Origin of the sequence: Streptomyces sp. OfavH-34-F, from assembly GCF_022347745.1 — a bacterium.
Taxonomy (GTDB): Bacteria; Actinomycetota; Actinomycetes; order Streptomycetales; family Streptomycetaceae; genus Streptomyces.
The window spans coordinates 105,403-120,559 of record NZ_JAKRGC010000002.1 but is presented as its reverse complement, the minus strand read 5'-3'; the positions used below and the strand labels follow the sequence as shown (position 1 = coordinate 120,559).

Genomic DNA, 15,157 nt, shown 5'->3' with positions numbered 1-15,157 from the left:
GGCGCGACCCGGGCTCGGCGGCCCGGCGCGGGCGCGGGCGACAGCCCGTCACGAACGCGGCGGCCTGAGCACCACGCGATCCGAAGGCCTTGCCCATCTACGCAGGAGGCACGTCGTGACATCGGTCCGGAATCAGCCCGCCCCGGCGGACGCGGTACCCGCCCTCCCGGCGGCACTCGACGCCCTGGACGCGGCCGGGCCGCAGGTCGGCGACGACATGACCGTGGAAGTGGCCCTGTCCGTCATGGCCGGTGCCAGAACCGGACGCCTGAGGATCTGCGACAACGACGGTCTGCCCACGGGCCTCGTCACCCGGGCCCAGCTCGTCGTCGTCCGCGACGGCCCCGGCTACTCCGACCGGGTCCGCTTGCGCGACCTCCCCGGCGACCGGGGACCGCATGGACCGGCCGCCACGACGGCCGAGTGGGCCACGTACCGGCGGCCCTCCGCCGTCGCCCCGGCCCTCTGAACCCTCCCGCCCGCGAACCATCCCCCTTCCTCTCCCTGTGAGGCAACGTGCGCTGTGTCATCGCCCGCTTCCCGTTCGAGCTCACCAGAAGCGGTGTCCTGGACTCCATGAAGGGCGTCAGGCCCGAGGAGGTCTCCGGTGACTCCGTGACCATCGGCCGCCGCGCCTACCCCGTCAAGCAGGTCGGTGAGGTCATCACCCGCCAGGACCGCCGCGACTTCAGCGCCGCCGAGGTCGTCCGGGCGATGACCAGGCTCGGGTTCACCTGCCACAGCGCTCCCCGGCCCGCCGCGGCCGCCCCGGCCGTCAGCCCGCTCCAGCACGCCTCCGCGATGCTCGGCAGCCCGGTGGCCGTCTGACCGTCCGAGGAGAATCGAGCAGGGAAAGGGCCCGACCGGCATGTGCCGGTCGGGCCCTTTCGCGCGTCCGGCCGTCCCGCGCGAGCGTCAGTGCTCGGAGTACGTGAAGTCGCCCATGGTCCAGGCGCTGACGTCCTCGATCGCGACGCGGTACATCCCGCCCGTCTCCGGGATTCCCACCGTGCCCTGAAGAATCCGCGCCATGTGGAAGTGCAGGTACGCGGGCGGCCCCTCCTTCCGGTCCGTCGCGGTGAACACGGCGGAGAACTCGCCCAGCCGGGCCGAGTCCGTCAGCACCTCCGACACCCGTTGCCGCCACACGGCTTCGGGCGCGAGCCGGCCGGTGATGACGGCACCACCGGCGACCACGGTCAGGGACATCTGGTTGCTGTGCCCGGACTCCACCAAGGTGGCGACGTCAACGAGCAGCTGGTCAGGCTTCGACATGAGAGTCGATTTTATGCACGGGTTGCCCCGGCGTCCCCCCGTCCCCCGGAGGAACCGGTCGGCCACCGGGCGACCCGCTCCTCCGGCACAGCCGATTACCTCGTTGGAGTGGACCCGAAAATCTATGGTGGCCGGAGTAGACATTGCTCACTGGCGCGGCTAGGGTTTCTTTCATAAGCGAGAGAGACAGCGATGACCGGCAGAGACGGACTGCCGGAGGACGTAGTCGCAGGACGGTGCGGCGGTGGAGTTCCGAAGCCAGGGTTGTCAGATGACGGTGACGGGACTGACCGCCGGACCGGGTGGCCCGCAGCGAGGGGCCGCCGACGCGGGACCGCCGGCATGAGAGTCGCGGCGCCCGTGAACGCAGTACGCAGTACCGACAGGTGAGAAGTCGATCACCGCGAGAAGAAGAACGGAGGAGCTGGCGCCATCAGGATCGCCCGGAACGGAGCCATCGGCCCGCCCGGGTACCGCAGGACATCGATAGTGAGGTGGTCTCCGGTCAAGCAACCGCGATCCCCGCACTCCCGACAGCAGGCAGGTCGGAGCCGCGGATACAGAAGGCCGGTGCCGTGTTCGGGCCGGCAGGTGGTGTAGTAGTTCCTTCGGGGCCTTGGTGCCAAGTGGCGCCAAGGCCCCCTCACGCGTTCCACAAGAGAGGTGCCAGTGACAGCAGACGACTCGTACGGCCGTCTTGACGACGACGACTACCCCGCCTACACGATGGGCCGGGCCGCCGAGATGCTCGGCACGAGCCAGGGCTTCCTCCGCGCCATCGGCGAAGCCCGTCTGATCACCCCCCTGCGTTCGGAGGGCGGCCACCGCCGCTACTCCCGCTACCAACTGCGCATCGCCGCCCGCGCCCGCGAACTGGTCGACCAGGGCACGCCCATCGAGGCCGCCTGCCGCATCGTCGTCCTGGAGGACCAGCTGGAAGAGGCGCAGCGCATCAACGCCGAATACCGGCGCGCGGCGGAAGCGGCGGAAGCACCCCCCGGGGACTGAGGCGGTGCCGGACCGGACGGGCGCACGCGGGACACGCCCGCCCGTCACTCCGCACACCACGGCCGAACGATCTCGGTCAGCCCCGGTCCTCGTTGTTCCACGTCGGTCTCCATCACCGGGCCACCCCGAACGAGCCGACGCAGCAAGGCAGTTGCCGCAAAGTGCCACCTGGATCGGTCCCGAATGCCTTCGATACCCTCGAACGGAGAGGAAGCTGTGGCTCCCCGCCCACCTCCTGCGGAGCCGCGGGTATCCACCACGAGACACCATCGAGGCTGGGAGGTCTCTTGCAGGTCCAGCGACATCTCACCGCTCCCTTCTTCGGCGCGCTCCTGGCCCTGCTCGCCGGATGCTCGGGGAGTTCAGGGAAGGCAGACGCCACCGAGACCAAAGCCAAGGCCGACGGCATCACCACCGCGGCGCAGCTCGGCACCTTCTGCTCAAACATCGAGAGCGGCCACCCCAAGGCAGCCAAGTACTCCGGGAACGGCCCTCACCGAGTGGCCGCCTTCGACGGCGGCTACACCACAGACGCGGACCTCGGCCCCGGCTGGGTACTGCAGGACGACGTAAAGATCAAGGGTGTCCCCGAAACGGCCAAAACCACCCCGGTCACCGAGATCGAACTGCTTGCCTGCGCCAAGGGGGAACGCGGCACGGAACAGCAGCGTGAGTGCACGTATGTCGACTTCGGAGCCCAGAGCAGTCCGCAGCAGACCTACCCGCTGTACAACCAGACGTTCACCTACACCGTCTACGCGCTGCGCACAGGCCGAGTCGTGACAACCAAGAAAGCCGGCGTCACCAACGGCTGCCCAGGCAAGTTCAGCTCCTCCGCGGGCGGCTCGGCCGGGCCGAGCAAGCTGTATGCGCAGATGTCGCGATGGACGACCCAACGCGTGCTCAAAGACGTGGTGGAGAGTCCCGCCCGCTGACCCCGGGCTGTCGCGCCGGTGGACTTGCCGCCTGGCGGGCTGAACGAGGAGGGGGAGCGATCCGGCCCGCGTAAGCTCTGAACGTCGAGCGTCGCGCTGCCGGTTGTACCAGGAGGCCATCGTGGATCACCTCTTCAGCGTCATGGGCAAGGCGGCCACACCGATCGCGCGCACCGGGCTGGCTGCGGAGGGCCTCCTTGAGCGGCAGCACTTGCAGGAGTGGGTGATCGCCCACCCGCAGGTGCTCGGGGAGTCGGTGCTCGTCGTTACCGCAGAGTACGACCGATGGGCCGACACGGACGGCGTGCCGGCGCGCGACCGGCTGGACGTCCTGGGACTGGATGCGACAGGGCGCCTCGTCGTGGTCGAGCTGAAGCGCGGAACGGCTGATCGGGACGTGCACCTCCAGGCGATCACCTACGCCGCCCTGGTGTCCCGGTTCGACCTCAGCACCCTGGCCCAGGCGCACCGCGACTTCCTGTCGCGCAGGGGGCAAGACCTCGACTTCGACGCATGCAGGCAGCGCCTGCTGGATCATGTGGACGGGGAGTGGAGCCCGGAGCTGCTCCAGCGCCCCCGACAGGTGATCATCGCCGCTGACTTCCCCAAGCAGGTCACCCATTCCGTGGTCTGGCTGTCGGAGATGGGCCTCGACATCGACCTCATGCAGGTGGGGCTGTGGAAGGTGGAGGGACACGTCGTCGCCGGCTTCACCAAGGTCTACCCGACCCCGGAGGTGGAGGAGTTCACGCTCGCACCTGCCCGGGTCGAAGGCGAGGCGGCAGCCAAGAAGCTGCAGGAACGCGCGCGCTCACGCAACGCCGTCCACGTACTCGTGGGTGCGGGTCTGTTGCCCGAAGGCACCAAACTGCTCATGACACCGCGCCATGGCACAACGGAAGCCATCCGTGATGCCATCGACGCGTGGACGGCGGAGGACAGCAGCAGAGCAACCGCCGTCTGGACCAACAACACCGCCCAACCACTGATCTGGGACGCCGACGGCGCCTCCTACTCCCCCACCGGACTGGCCAACCACATCTTCACGAGCGTGACGAACCGCACCGCCGACGGCATACAGGGCACAACGTGGTGGGACGTCGACACCAGTCAGGTTCCCAGCGATGTCGACAGCGAAGAATGGGCCGCCCTGGCAGGAGTCAACCTCTCACTGCTGGCCAAGCAGCTCAACGGCACCCGCAAGGACTGGACGGAGCTGCACACCCTGCTGGGCGCAGTCCCTGCCGGACGATGGACCACCTACGGTGACGTGGCTGCGGTGATAGGCAGCCACGCCGTTCCGGTGGGAAGGCACCTGAGTACCTGCGGCCAGTGTCCCAGCCCCTGGCGTGTCTTGAATGCAGCAGGACGCGTCAGCAACGGCTTCCGATGGGCGGACCACACCCGAACGGACACCCCCGCAGAAGTCCTCGGAACCGAAGGGGTCCGCTTCAACGGGGCTGTCGCCGATGCGGACAGGCGCCTCGGCCCGGACGCCCTCCGGCAACTGCTCGACACCTGAGAAGCGACCCACTCTGGGGCCACTGGGCGTACGACACGGCCGAACGAACGCTCGGCGCAGGCGCAACCCCAGTCGAAGCCGTCGGCCGCAGCGACGGGAGCGGGTCACTCCGCCAGCACGATCGTGTGCGGTGTCGGCGTGAGCCGTGCCCGATAGCGGCGGATGCCCCAGCTACGGTGCTCCAGTTCCGCCGCGACCAGCACCTCGGCCGTGTTCGTACAGTCGGGCACGAGTTCCACCAGCGCGGCCACCGGGTGATCGCCGACCAGCGGGAGTCCTTTGACTCGCCGGAACTCCCACTGCGGGTTCGGCTGGGAAGCCCCGTGGCCCCGGACGATCCATTCCTCCCTCGCCGGTCCGGATCCCGGCGGCTTCTCCACCCCTACGTCCAGCACTCCCGTCGTGACCGTGAAGCTCACGCCGGTTCCGGGGCCGGGGACCGGGTGGGTACGTTCGCCGGGGTCGATCAGGCGCGCGATCGGCTGTGCGTCACGCTCCGGTGCCGACAGTGCGACGCCCAGGGAGGCATGGCGGAATACGCCTCTGCTCTCCGGTGTCTCGGGGCGGAACGAGCACACCATGAGCAGGTGCCGGAACTCCCGGTCGGGGGTGGCACTCAGATAGGACAGCCAGCCGGCCGGCGCGCCCGCGTGGCCGACGGGCAGTAGGTCCCAGCCGAAGGTGAGCCTGCCACGCAGCGGTGCGTCGTCCGCCGGCCTGCCGAGCGTGCGCTCCGGCACGAGTTCGACGTCGTGCAGCCGAATCCCGGTCATGGAGTGGCTCCCTTGTTCCTACCGTGCACATAGGTGAACGCTCCCCAGTCACGGTACTGGGGATATGCGGCACGGGTGGCGAGTTGGGCGCTGCGGAACGCCTGCTCCGGGTCGGTGCCGCGCGCGACTCCTCGATGCAGGTGGTGGTAGAAGTACGTGGCCGGTTCCGGTCGCACGGGCCACAGGCATCCGACGACGGCCTGCGCTCCGGCGGTGATCAGTGCCGAAGGGATGCCACGAACGTTGTCACCGCGGTCGAACCGGCCGAGCGCCGACTCGCAGGCGGCGAGCGTGACAAGGCGGACCCCGCGCAGGTCGATGTCCAGGAAGTCGTAGGCGAACACGCGGCCGTCGTCGTCGCCGTCCGGCGCGAGATAGAGGCAGTGCATCCACGGCGCGTCCTCGTCCAGCGTCCCGTGTACGGCGATGTGGACGACGTCCGCCACGGACATCTCCGCGCGCAGCCTGTCGCGCGTGGCCGCACGACCGGTGAGGGCTTCGGCGCCGACCGCCTCGGCGACCTTCCGCGCATGCTCCTCCAGCGCCGGTTCGGCATGCAGGCCGAAGGGAACACCGCCGGCGGCGGAGGCCAGCACGACGGTGCGGCCCTCACGCGCCGGCACTTCGGCGGGTGCCAGGGCTTCGAGGCCGGCGATCGTCGTGACCGTCCAGTCGTCGGCGATCAGACGGCCGCCCCTGCGACACAGCGGGAGGGGCAGGTAGTGCAGAGCGCCGTGCGGCCAGGCCAGGATCCGGTCCTTGCCCTGGGCACGCCAGTTGTCCCACAGTTCGCTGCCTCCGAGCGGCAGGTCGGCCGACTCCAGCAGCCGACTGCCCTCCGGTGTCACGTCGCCGAACAGCGGGTCGCGTTCGATCTCCGTCCGGATCGCCTCGACGCGGTCCGCGTCCGGGTGCCGGTCGCTGCTCTCGTCCGCGCGCTCTCCGAGGTGCACCACGAGCTCCCGGCCCTGCCTGGTGACCGCGAGCAGCACGGCCGAGCCGTTCACCGCCGCGGGCAGGAACCACGTCAACAGCACCGTTCGCTCATCCAGCAGCTCATGTGCCTTGGCCCAGATGCGCTGGTCGTCGATGAGCGCCGTCGACCGCCGACGCAGCTCGTCGTCGATGAACGACGAAATGCGCCACCGCAGATTCCGAGCGATCTGCGTGTTGTCGTGGCCGCCGGGACGATGATCGGCGTCGACCGCGTTCAGCAGGTTCGGCAAGGCACCACCCGCGGCGGTGGGCTCCTCCCAGTCGCGCAGCTTGCCGAGGAAGTGCTGGATGTGCGCGGGCAGCACGAGCGGGCCTTCGATGCGCCACCACGCGCCCAGTTCCGAACCCTTGCCCGCTTGATGCAGGCCGAGCATCAGCCCCATCGGCAGCGTCTCGCATTCCGCGGTGAGCTGCCAGACCGCCGAATGCACAAGGTCTCGCACGATCGCGCCGAGCCCGGGTGCGCCGATGGTGTTGAAGTTCGGCGCATCGACGATGATCGCGTACAACGCGTTCCTGAGTTCATCGCCGCGGAGGTCGCCCAGATGCTGCACCAGCGGCACCAGGCTCGCCTGGGCCAATTCCTCGAAGCCGAGCGAGGCGTAGGCGAGCGCCGCATACGTGTAATAGCCCCATGGGAACGGGACAGTACCGGGGCCCGGCTCTCCCGCCTCTGCCGACTGGTAGAAGAGATCGGCCGTGAGCAGCCGGACCTCTTCGTTCCGGGCGTCGCCCGCCTGGCGCAGGAGGGTGAGCCCCCACGCCGGCTGCCCCCGGTCGCGGGCGTGTGCGGCCGCATGCAACAGAGCCGCAGAGCGCTGCGCCGGTGTCCGGAACTCCGGGATCGAAACCGGCAGTTCCTGGTCGGGACCTGGGCATTCGCTCGGGTCGTCGGGCAACACATGGAGCCTGGCCTCGATCAGTTGCCGGCGATAGGCGGAGGCCCACCGAAGATCGAGTTGCCCGGCCCAGTCCAGCACGGTGCGCAGCAGCCGTCGGTCGGCTCGTTCCCGGGCCAGGTTGACCCCTTGGCTGATCGCCTTCGCGGTCACCGCACTCCCGTGGGCGACGACGAAATCGGCCGGTGGCGTCCCGAACACCCCTATGAGCAGCCTGTGGGCCGTCTCCGGGGGCACCCCGTCCGCCGTTCTGATGAGGAACAGCCCGAGGTCCGGCTCCTCGCCGGCGGAAGAGTCGTGCCATGCCGAGAGCGCGGCACGAACAGCATCACGGTGGACTCCCTCCCCGTCCGCGAGGATCTGCGCCAGTAGCGCCAGCAGCCGGCCCCTCCTCACCCCGCCGTCCAGCTCCAGCGCACGCACCACCAGATGTCCCGCCTCTACCACCAGCCGGGGGGACTCCTCCTGGAAGGGTTCCTCTTCGGTGAACCACGTGCGGTACAGGTCCGCGGTCAGCTGAGCGGACCATGTGGTCAGCAGCGGCTCACGAGCGTAGTCGTCTGCCGCCGAATCCTCCTGTCCCCTGACGGCCATCCGTAACCGAGCGGCAGCCAGCAGGGCGGCTTCCAGGTCGGCGGTGTCGCTCAGTTCGTCGACCAGCCGGGCCGCCAGGGCTTCTGACTCCTCGAACACGACGCGGTCGCACCGGTCCGCCACCAGCTGGACGCCTACCTCGACGGTCTGGAACGCCGCGACCCGCCAGGCAGCCTCCATCGCGCAGGCGTCGGCGACCTCGGCGACCAGTCGCCAGTAGACGTACATGAAATCCACCAGGCCGCGGTGATCGAGGAACTCGTCCCGGTACAGCAGATCCACCATCGCCTCGATGGACATCACGCCGTGCTCCGCCAGGGTTTGCCGTATCTCCTCCAGTTCGCGCGCCCGGCGTTTCGCCTCGTCCAGCGACATGATCCGGTCGCACACGTACTGAGCCAGCTCCATGAGCACGCCGACCGGGTCCATCACGAAGGTGACCGTCGGCGTGCCGTCCGCCTCGCGGACGTGCTCACCGAAGCGCACACGGCCGGCACACACCTCCCCTCGCTGTGTTTCGGAGATCAGCGCGCCGAGTGGATCGTCTGCGGCAGGCAGCACGTGGGACACGATCAACATGACGGAGCCCGAGGCGTCCGCCGCCTCCCGCCACCCCGCCGGCCGTTCCACGTCGAGGTCGTGCACGAGGAGCGCGCCGTCGGAATCCCGGACGGACAGCACACCTTGTTCGTCCTGCGTCACACACCACCCGGGAATGAAGGGATGGCTGAACGGCAACTCGTCCACTGAGAGGAGCACGGGGAGGCCCCGCGCGTACGCACGGGTGAACAGGCTGCCTCCTGACCCGCCACCGGTCAAGAACGGGCTGATACCGGCCAGGCCGACGGCCAGGCCGGCATGCCGCACACCCTCCACCTCGGCAAGGAACGCCCATCCGGTGACCTCGCGTGACAGTCTCACGCCCTCCCCCTTCGCGCCGCCGGCCATCGACGGGTTCAACGGTGGCACAGACACCGGCCGAACCGGCGGGCTCCCGGGCGCGGAGGAGATCTCAAGGGTGACAACATGCGCGCCGCCCGTGCGGAGACGGGGGTTACGCTGCGCCGTGACCGCTGCTGCACCACGCGGCGGAACGCCGTGCTCGGCTCCGCGCGAACAGGCTCATCGCGGACTGCGGAGCATCTCCGTGAGTCGGGAGACCGCGTCGTCGTCGCGCTTGTAGTGGGTCCACTTGCCGATGCGAGTGGACCGTACGAGCCCGGCGCGCTCCAGGGTTGCCATGTACGACGACACCGTCGACTGCGCCAGGCCCGACTTGGCCTGCAGATGGCTGACGCAGACCCCGAACTCGTCCCGATCGGCGATCGGCTCCCACTGCGCGAACTCTCCGTGAGGGTCCTGAAGCCAGTTCATGATCTGCAGCCTCGTCGGGTTCGCCAGGGCCTTGAGGGCCTCCACCGCGCCCTCGAAGTCATCCTGCCCGGAGTCCGCCGCGCGCCACTTCGCCATGGCAACACCTCCCTCGCATTCACGTACCACTATATCCCGATGTGACACACCGTGCGGTCCCTCACCGCTCCCGAGGTGAACGCGGAGGCTGGAGCCGATCCCACCGCCACCCAGCCACACATTGACGCATCGCGATTTATCGATACGATTGACCGCAGTCACCGCCCGATGCCGGTGTGGCCAGTACTCCTGCTGGTCTTCCCTCATGAGCATCGGCCCACAGAGAAGAGTCCGTGATGTCCACCATCGATAAGCCGTTGATCGCCGTCTCGGGTGCAACCAGCAAGCAGGGCAGGAGCGTTGCGGCCTCCTTGCTCGAGAGCGGGAGGTTTCGGGTGCGCGCCCTGACCCGAAACGCCCACTCGTTCCAGGCTCAGAGCTTGGCGAGGATGGGCGCGGAGATCTTCACGGTTCCGCTGGAGCCGGGGCACCAGCATGAGTTCGTGCGGGCTTTCCAATCGGCCGACGGAGCCTTCCTCATGACGCCGCCCGTCGCACCGCCGTCGACCGACGAGTTCCCTCTCGGCTGCCAGCTCGCCGATGCGGCGGCCGAGGCCGGCGTGGGGCACATCGTCTTCAGCACACTTGAAAATGTGCAGGAACGGTCGATGGGCGCCAAGTACGCTCCACACTTCACTGACAAGGCACGCATCGCCGATCACATTCGCACCCTGCCCGTCGCCCACACCTTCGTCATGCTCTCGTTCTTCTATACGAACGCGCTGGAGTACTACGCACCTCGAATTGTTGGCGACACAGTCCACATGCCCTTCTACCTGCCCGAGGACTTTCGTGCCCCGTTCGTCGATCCGCTCACCGCGACCGGACCGGCCGTGCTTGAGGTGCTTTCCAACCCCGGCGCCTACCTCGGCGCCTCCCTGCCGGTAGTGGGCGAAGTCATCTCCCCCGCTGAAATGGTCGATACATTCTCCCGCGTCACCGGACTCAAGGCCGAGTACCGGAATGCTCACTCCCGAGAAGGACTGCTCAAATACTTCCCCGAGCTGGGAGAGAACCCTCTCCTGGTCGACGAGATCCTCGGCATGGCCGAGTATGCGGTGGAGTTCGGCTACTTTCGGGACGACCGTGACATGCACTGGAATCGAAGCGCCGCCCCTGGCCCGCTGAGCTGGGAGAGGTTCCTTCGGGCGACCGATTGGCGCGGCGACCGAGTTTCCTTCGGCGGCTGAGACCTCCTTCGCAGGGGCCGCACCTCAGGTCCCCGTTCCGAAGCAGCCGGCTGCCCTTGAGGAACCGGTGGCCGGCTTCCCCTTCGGCTGCGGGACGTCTTCCGTGCCGCAAGATCACCGAGCACAAGACGTCGACCCGACTCATCCCGGAACGATCAGCTGCGCGTCCGCTGCGGTGTCGCTGCCGGCGCCCTCCGGCCCGGCTGGGCGCATCTGGCGCCGGTATCCGCCGGGGGGCTGCCCGTGCGCGCGCTTGAACGCCTTGGCGAAGGCATACTCGGAGCCGTATCCGGTGCGGGCGGCCACGGCGGACAGTGGGCTCTCGGACTCCCGCAGGAGCCGTGCGGCCGTGGTCATACGCCAGCGGGTCAGATACGCCATGGGGGGTTCACCGACCAGATCGTTGAACCGGCGGGCGAAGGCGGCGCGGGACAGGCCCGCTCGGACGGCCAGCGATTCCACTGTCCACGGGGAGCCGGGCTTGTCATGGATCGCTGCCAGGGCTGGTGCGATCGATGTGTCGGCGAGGGCAGCGGCCCAGCCTCTGGCCTGCTCGGCCGGATGTCTTTCCAGCCAGGCACGAAGGATGTACAGGAGCAGCGAGTCGATCAGCGCGGGCACGATACCGGCGGCGCCTGGCCGTGGTTGTTCCAGTTCTGCCCGCAACAGCTGGACGGCCGAGGCCAGTTCGGGGTGCCGGAAAGGCTCTGCGCGCAGGTGAATGATTTCCGGCAGCTGTTTTACGAGGGGGTGGGGGCGGGTCTGGTCGAGGTGGTAGTTGCCGCACAGCAGGTCGGTCAGAGCGCCCTCGCCGCCGACGTTGACCGTGCCCAGGGGTGAGCCGGGGCTGAACTGAGAGGCTCGCTCGGTCTCGGCGGGGGTGCTGGGGTGGTCGGCCAGGATGTGGCCGCGCCCGTCCCGCAGAAAGACCACGTCACCGGGGCCGAGTGCGAGGGCTGTCTGAGGGGCCGCGTCTTCGAGCGGAACGAGCCAGCACGTACCCGAGAGCACCACGTGGAATCCCGCGCCCGCCACGGGGGGCAGCTTCAGTCCGAAGGGCGCGCGTCCGGTGGTCCGGACGGAGACCGGCCGGCCGGTACGCATCGAGGCCAGGACCTCGGTGAGGATGTCCAACTCCGCCCCCTCCGCAGCTTTTCCCCGCCTTGCTCCGCACTGTAGCTTGCCCTGCTCAGACCACGGTCAGGACAACCTTGCCGCGGGTGCGGCCGGAACCGACCAGTTCATGGGCCTTCGCCGCCTGCTCGAGCGGAAGCGAGGCGGAGACGTGTGGGCGGATGCGGCCGGCGTCGATCAGGACCGCGATCTTCTCCAGGGAGGCGTAGTCCGGTTCGACCGAGATCCCGGCAAAGCGGCGGCCTTCGTTCTCGATACGGGCGGCGAGTTCGGTGTTCCAGTGCTCCATGATGCTGACCAAGGTGCCGCCGGGCTTCAGGACGCTCAGCGCACGCTCGCCCTCGGAGCTGGAGTCGAAGACGATGTCCATGTCTTCGGCCGCTTCGGTGTAGTCCGTGGTGCGGTAGTCGATGATGTCGTCCGCCCCGAGTTCGCGTACGAAATCGTGATGGGCGGCGCTTGTCAGGGCGGTGACGTGGGCGCCGTGCGCCTTGGCGATCTGCACCGCGAAGTGGCCGACGCCACCGGCCGCCCGGTGGATCAGCACCCGCTGCCCTTCGGAGAGCCGGGCCGCGTCGACCAGCCCCTGCCAGGCGGTGAGGGCGGCGAGCGGCACAGAGGCAGCCTGCACATGATCGAGCGTGAGGGGCTTGCGGGCCACCTGGCGGGAAGGCACCGCTATGTAGTCGGCGTAGCCGGTGGCAGCCCGCGGGAAGAACGGCATGCCGAAGACCTCGTCCCCGGGCTTGAAGCGGGCACCGGGGCCGGCCTCCTCGACGACGCCGGACACGTCCCAGCCGACACCGAACGGAGGCTCGCCCAGGAGCGGATAGGCGCCGGAACGCACCGCCACGTCGACCGGGTTGACGCCGCTCGCATGAACGCGGACCAGGACTTCGCCGCCGAGCGGGGCGGGCTTGTCCCTCTCGGCGAGCTCCAGGACTTCCGGGCCGCCGAAGGACGTCTGGATGACAGCACGCATGGTGGACTCCTTGTTGCAGAGGTGGTCTCGGGGCGATCGCCCTTCATCTGCCTCCACATTAGGAAGATCGAACGAGCCGCTGAATATCCTCCAGTCTCAGCAAGATGTCCGAGCGTCCACGGCACCAGGAGGACGGAACAGTCCTGGACGTTCGACGACCTGGAGCAGCCGAGCCGGTCCACCGCTGCCGCGACCACGCCGTCGCACGGGCCCGCTCGTCATGGAGCCACGGGCCCAGTCCGGGGCGGGTTACGAGATCCGTGGCGCCGGGGGCGGATCGGCGGAACACCCCAGCAGGACGATCCAGGTCAGCCCAGGAAGCTCAACCGCACCTGCCGGTCCTCGTTGTCCACGTTCGTGTCCACCAACCTCCGTTAAGGCAACACCAGCCGATCCGGATGGCAAGGGCCGGGGCGCCGGCCCTTGCCACAACCCCGCGGTCACTTCTACAGCAGGGTCACAGAAGCCTGAGGACGAGGAGGTGGCAGTCGAGGATCTGGCGGGCTTCCCTCCGGCGGGAGCGGCGGGGGTGCAGCAGGGCAACTCCGACGATGACGACGTACACGGTGATCCAGATGAGCAGGACGGTGATCAGGACACAGAGCAAGGGCCCGGTGGCCGGGAGCAGGACGGTCAGTGCAGTGAGCATGGTTCCTCCTAAAGTGGCGCCGGGCCGTGCGCTGCGGCGGTTCCCCCAGGTCACCAGGCTCGGTGCGCCCGGCCCGGGTCAAGGTGGGGGGTCTCTAATTCCCGAAGGCGCGGCCTCTTCCGACGGAAGTGGGTAGGTTCGCGGCATGTCTTCTCCTGGTGGTCCGGTCTCCGCTGATCAGCAGCTCGTCGAGCACGGGCGTCGCCACGGTTTCGTGGTGTCAGTGAAGCAGCTTGCGTCGTGGCGGCGGGCGGGGCTGTTGCCGGAAAACACGAAGCGGGCGCTGGGCCGCGGGCGCGGGAGCGCGTCGGTTCCGGACGCCGAGGCATTCGGTCTGGTCGTGGCGCTCGCCCGGCTGGCGCGGAGGGGCGCTCGGCCCTCTCATCTGGCGCTGGCGCTGTTCGGCGAAGGGCACCCGGTGCCGGAGGAGACCGTGCGGGACGCCTTCGGCAAGGCGGTCCGGGGCCTGGGCGCCGGGCTCGGCGAGGAAGGTCCGGAGGAGGGTGAGAACAAGGAGGAGTGGGCGGAGCTCGTCGCCGACGAAGTGGTCGCCTCGGGGCAGCGGGTGCGACTCATTCCCTCGCGGGTGCGTCGGATCGATGAGGGCATCACCCGGTACATGCGTGACCGGGGGGTGGTGTGGCCTCCTCCCGAGCTGGCCGGCCTGGACGCGAACCCGGAGCCTCCGAGCCTGTCCGGCGGGGAGGTCACGGCTGCCGCGGTGACCACGGTGCTGCGTGGAGGTGCCGCCGTCACGCCGCAGGGGATCGGTGACGTGCTGCGGGCCGTGCAGCCGACGGGGTGGGGCAACCCGGGGGCGTCACTGGCCGAGTACACGGTCGAGGACGTCCCTGATGCCGCCCAGGAGGTGTTCCTCCCGGACGGCGGGATGAGCACCGTTCCCGATGGTGACGTCCGCGGCGCCCTGCTGAGTCTGGCGGAGACCGCCTCCCTGGAGGACCTGCGGGACGCCTGGGAGGTGAGCGGGGCGACCCGCGAGTGGGCGCTGGACCTGTGCGCACGGGTCGAGGCGGAGCTCGAGGCCGGCGAACTGGGCAACGCGGCCCTCGCCTGGCTGATGGGCAGAGCCTTCGTGTCGGGGCTGGTGCTGACGGCCCAGGTCGGAGACCGCCACTGGTCCCCCACAGACCGGGCGTCGGACGCCCTGATCCTGTTGATGATGCGGCGGTCGTTGCGCGACCTCGACGGCAAAGTACCGGACTGCCAATGGGAGCTTCTCGAATCCCCCGCCGTGCTGCCGACCCCACTGGTCCCGTTCCTCCAGCCGCGGCACGCCTCCGAGATTCAGCAGGAGAATCATGATCCAGAGCCGTCGTGAGACCGTGGCGTCGGCCATGGCCGAAATGGCGGTGCTGCGCGCTCTCCAAGTGGCCGGTCGACGCTTGCTCGCGCGGCGGAGCAGGGCGGTACGGGGCCCTCTACGAACCGTCCCTCCGACCCGGGCCTCGCCCCCGCCATGACCGCCCTCGGCGTGGCGCTCCACGAGGAGGCCACCCTCGATCTGTTGGTGGCAGACCTGTCATGCCAGGTGTAGTGCGACGTCAGCATCATGCCGAACTCACCCGGATTGTCAGTTCCTTTCGGCATCATTGACACTCACACCTGATACGACACCGTGCCCGGGTGGCGCTGACCAGATGATCACGTCGCGGGGCGGTGCCGACGATTGGAGTCCGATGGCCGCGGCGGAACCACGCCTGTCTCTTCCT

General features: G+C 69.0%; 14 protein-coding genes. 7 read left to right on the top strand and 7 right to left on the bottom strand.

Annotated features, from left to right (window positions below):
- Positions 1–115: 115 nt before the first annotated feature.
- Both MHW47_RS01245 and MHW47_RS01240 read left to right on the top strand, forming a co-directional pair.
- Positions 116–469 carry a hypothetical protein gene (locus tag MHW47_RS01245; RefSeq protein ID WP_374230038.1) on the top strand — a complete coding sequence of 118 codons (354 nt, stop codon included), beginning with the start codon at positions 116–118 and terminating at the stop codon, positions 467–469.
- Between the two features lie 47 nt (positions 470–516).
- A complete protein-coding gene (locus tag MHW47_RS01240; RefSeq protein WP_239220682.1) occupies positions 517–828 on the top strand; it encodes an SCO5918 family protein in 312 nt (103 codons plus the stop codon).
- An 87-nt stretch (positions 829–915) separates the two neighbouring features.
- Here the strand turns inward: MHW47_RS01240 and MHW47_RS01235 are convergent, their stop codons facing one another.
- Entirely contained in the window at positions 916–1,275 is a 360-nt protein-coding gene (locus MHW47_RS01235; RefSeq protein WP_239220681.1) for a hypothetical protein, read from the bottom strand.
- A gap of 669 nt (positions 1,276–1,944) precedes the next feature.
- Here MHW47_RS01235 and MHW47_RS01230 point away from each other — a divergent pair.
- From MHW47_RS01230 to MHW47_RS01220, 3 genes are all read left to right on the top strand, one after another.
- Positions 1,945–2,283, top strand: coding sequence for a MerR family transcriptional regulator (locus MHW47_RS01230; protein WP_239220680.1), 339 nt, complete (start codon positions 1,945–1,947; stop codon positions 2,281–2,283).
- Between the two features lie 287 nt (positions 2,284–2,570).
- On the top strand, positions 2,571–3,218 hold the full coding sequence (locus MHW47_RS01225) for a hypothetical protein (RefSeq protein ID WP_239220679.1): 648 nt from the start codon (positions 2,571–2,573) through the stop codon (positions 3,216–3,218).
- A gap of 121 nt (positions 3,219–3,339) precedes the next feature.
- Positions 3,340–4,740 carry an MGMT family protein gene (locus MHW47_RS01220; RefSeq protein WP_239220678.1) on the top strand — a complete coding sequence of 467 codons (1,401 nt, stop codon included), beginning with the start codon at positions 3,340–3,342 and terminating at the stop codon, positions 4,738–4,740.
- Positions 4,741–4,844: 104 nt separating this feature from the next.
- Here MHW47_RS01220 and MHW47_RS01215 read toward each other — a convergent pair whose 3' ends face one another.
- From MHW47_RS01215 to MHW47_RS01205, 3 genes are all read right to left on the bottom strand, one after another.
- Positions 4,845–5,513, bottom strand: coding sequence for a hypothetical protein (locus tag MHW47_RS01215; RefSeq protein WP_239220677.1), 669 nt, complete (start codon positions 5,511–5,513; stop codon positions 4,845–4,847).
- A complete protein-coding gene (locus MHW47_RS01210; protein WP_239220676.1) occupies positions 5,510–8,923 on the bottom strand; it encodes a CHAT domain-containing protein in 3,414 nt (1,137 codons plus the stop codon). Before MHW47_RS01210 ends, MHW47_RS01215 begins: the two co-directional genes overlap by 4 nt.
- 201 nt (positions 8,924–9,124) lie before the next feature.
- Positions 9,125–9,472, bottom strand: coding sequence for a helix-turn-helix transcriptional regulator (locus MHW47_RS01205; protein WP_239220675.1), 348 nt, complete (start codon positions 9,470–9,472; stop codon positions 9,125–9,127).
- Positions 9,473–9,708: 236 nt separating this feature from the next.
- On the opposite strand from MHW47_RS01205, the gene MHW47_RS01200 reads away from it, so the two are divergent.
- Positions 9,709–10,662 carry an NmrA/HSCARG family protein gene (locus tag MHW47_RS01200; RefSeq protein WP_239220674.1) on the top strand — a complete coding sequence of 318 codons (954 nt, stop codon included), beginning with the start codon at positions 9,709–9,711 and terminating at the stop codon, positions 10,660–10,662.
- Between the two features lie 141 nt (positions 10,663–10,803).
- Here the strand turns inward: MHW47_RS01200 and MHW47_RS01195 are convergent, their stop codons facing one another.
- From MHW47_RS01195 to MHW47_RS01185, 3 genes are all read right to left on the bottom strand, one after another.
- Positions 10,804–11,796, bottom strand: coding sequence for an AraC family transcriptional regulator (locus tag MHW47_RS01195; RefSeq protein WP_239220673.1), 993 nt, complete (start codon positions 11,794–11,796; stop codon positions 10,804–10,806).
- A gap of 55 nt (positions 11,797–11,851) precedes the next feature.
- Positions 11,852–12,778, bottom strand: coding sequence for an NADP-dependent oxidoreductase (locus MHW47_RS01190; RefSeq protein ID WP_239220672.1), 927 nt, complete (start codon positions 12,776–12,778; stop codon positions 11,852–11,854).
- A gap of 457 nt (positions 12,779–13,235) precedes the next feature.
- Positions 13,236–13,427, bottom strand: coding sequence for a hypothetical protein (locus tag MHW47_RS01185; RefSeq protein ID WP_239220671.1), 192 nt, complete (start codon positions 13,425–13,427; stop codon positions 13,236–13,238).
- Positions 13,428–13,686: 259 nt separating this feature from the next.
- Between MHW47_RS01185 and MHW47_RS01180 the strand changes: the two genes are divergently transcribed.
- Positions 13,687–14,766, top strand: a complete 1,080-nt coding sequence (locus MHW47_RS01180) for a hypothetical protein (RefSeq protein WP_239220670.1) — start codon at positions 13,687–13,689, stop codon at positions 14,764–14,766.
- Positions 14,767–15,157: the final 391 nt, after the last annotated feature.

What these genes read in the sequence shown, in the direction of transcription:
- MHW47_RS01235 (WP_239220681.1), bottom strand. Translation starts at nt 1,275, where the DNA reads ATGTCGAAGCCTGACCAGCTGCTCGTTGACGTCGCCACCTTGGTGGAG.
- MHW47_RS01215 (WP_239220677.1), bottom strand. Translation starts at nt 5,513, where the DNA reads ATGACCGGGATTCGGCTGCACGACGTCGAACTCGTGCCGGAGCGCACG.
- MHW47_RS01205 (WP_239220675.1), bottom strand. Translation starts at nt 9,472, where the DNA reads ATGGCGAAGTGGCGCGCGGCGGACTCCGGGCAGGATGACTTCGAGGGC.
- MHW47_RS01200 (WP_239220674.1), top strand. Translation starts at nt 9,709, where the DNA reads ATGTCCACCATCGATAAGCCGTTGATCGCCGTCTCGGGTGCAACCAGC.
- MHW47_RS01190 (WP_239220672.1), bottom strand. Translation starts at nt 12,778, where the DNA reads ATGCGTGCTGTCATCCAGACGTCCTTCGGCGGCCCGGAAGTCCTGGAG.
- MHW47_RS01185 (WP_239220671.1), bottom strand. Translation starts at nt 13,427, where the DNA reads ATGCTCACTGCACTGACCGTCCTGCTCCCGGCCACCGGGCCCTTGCTC.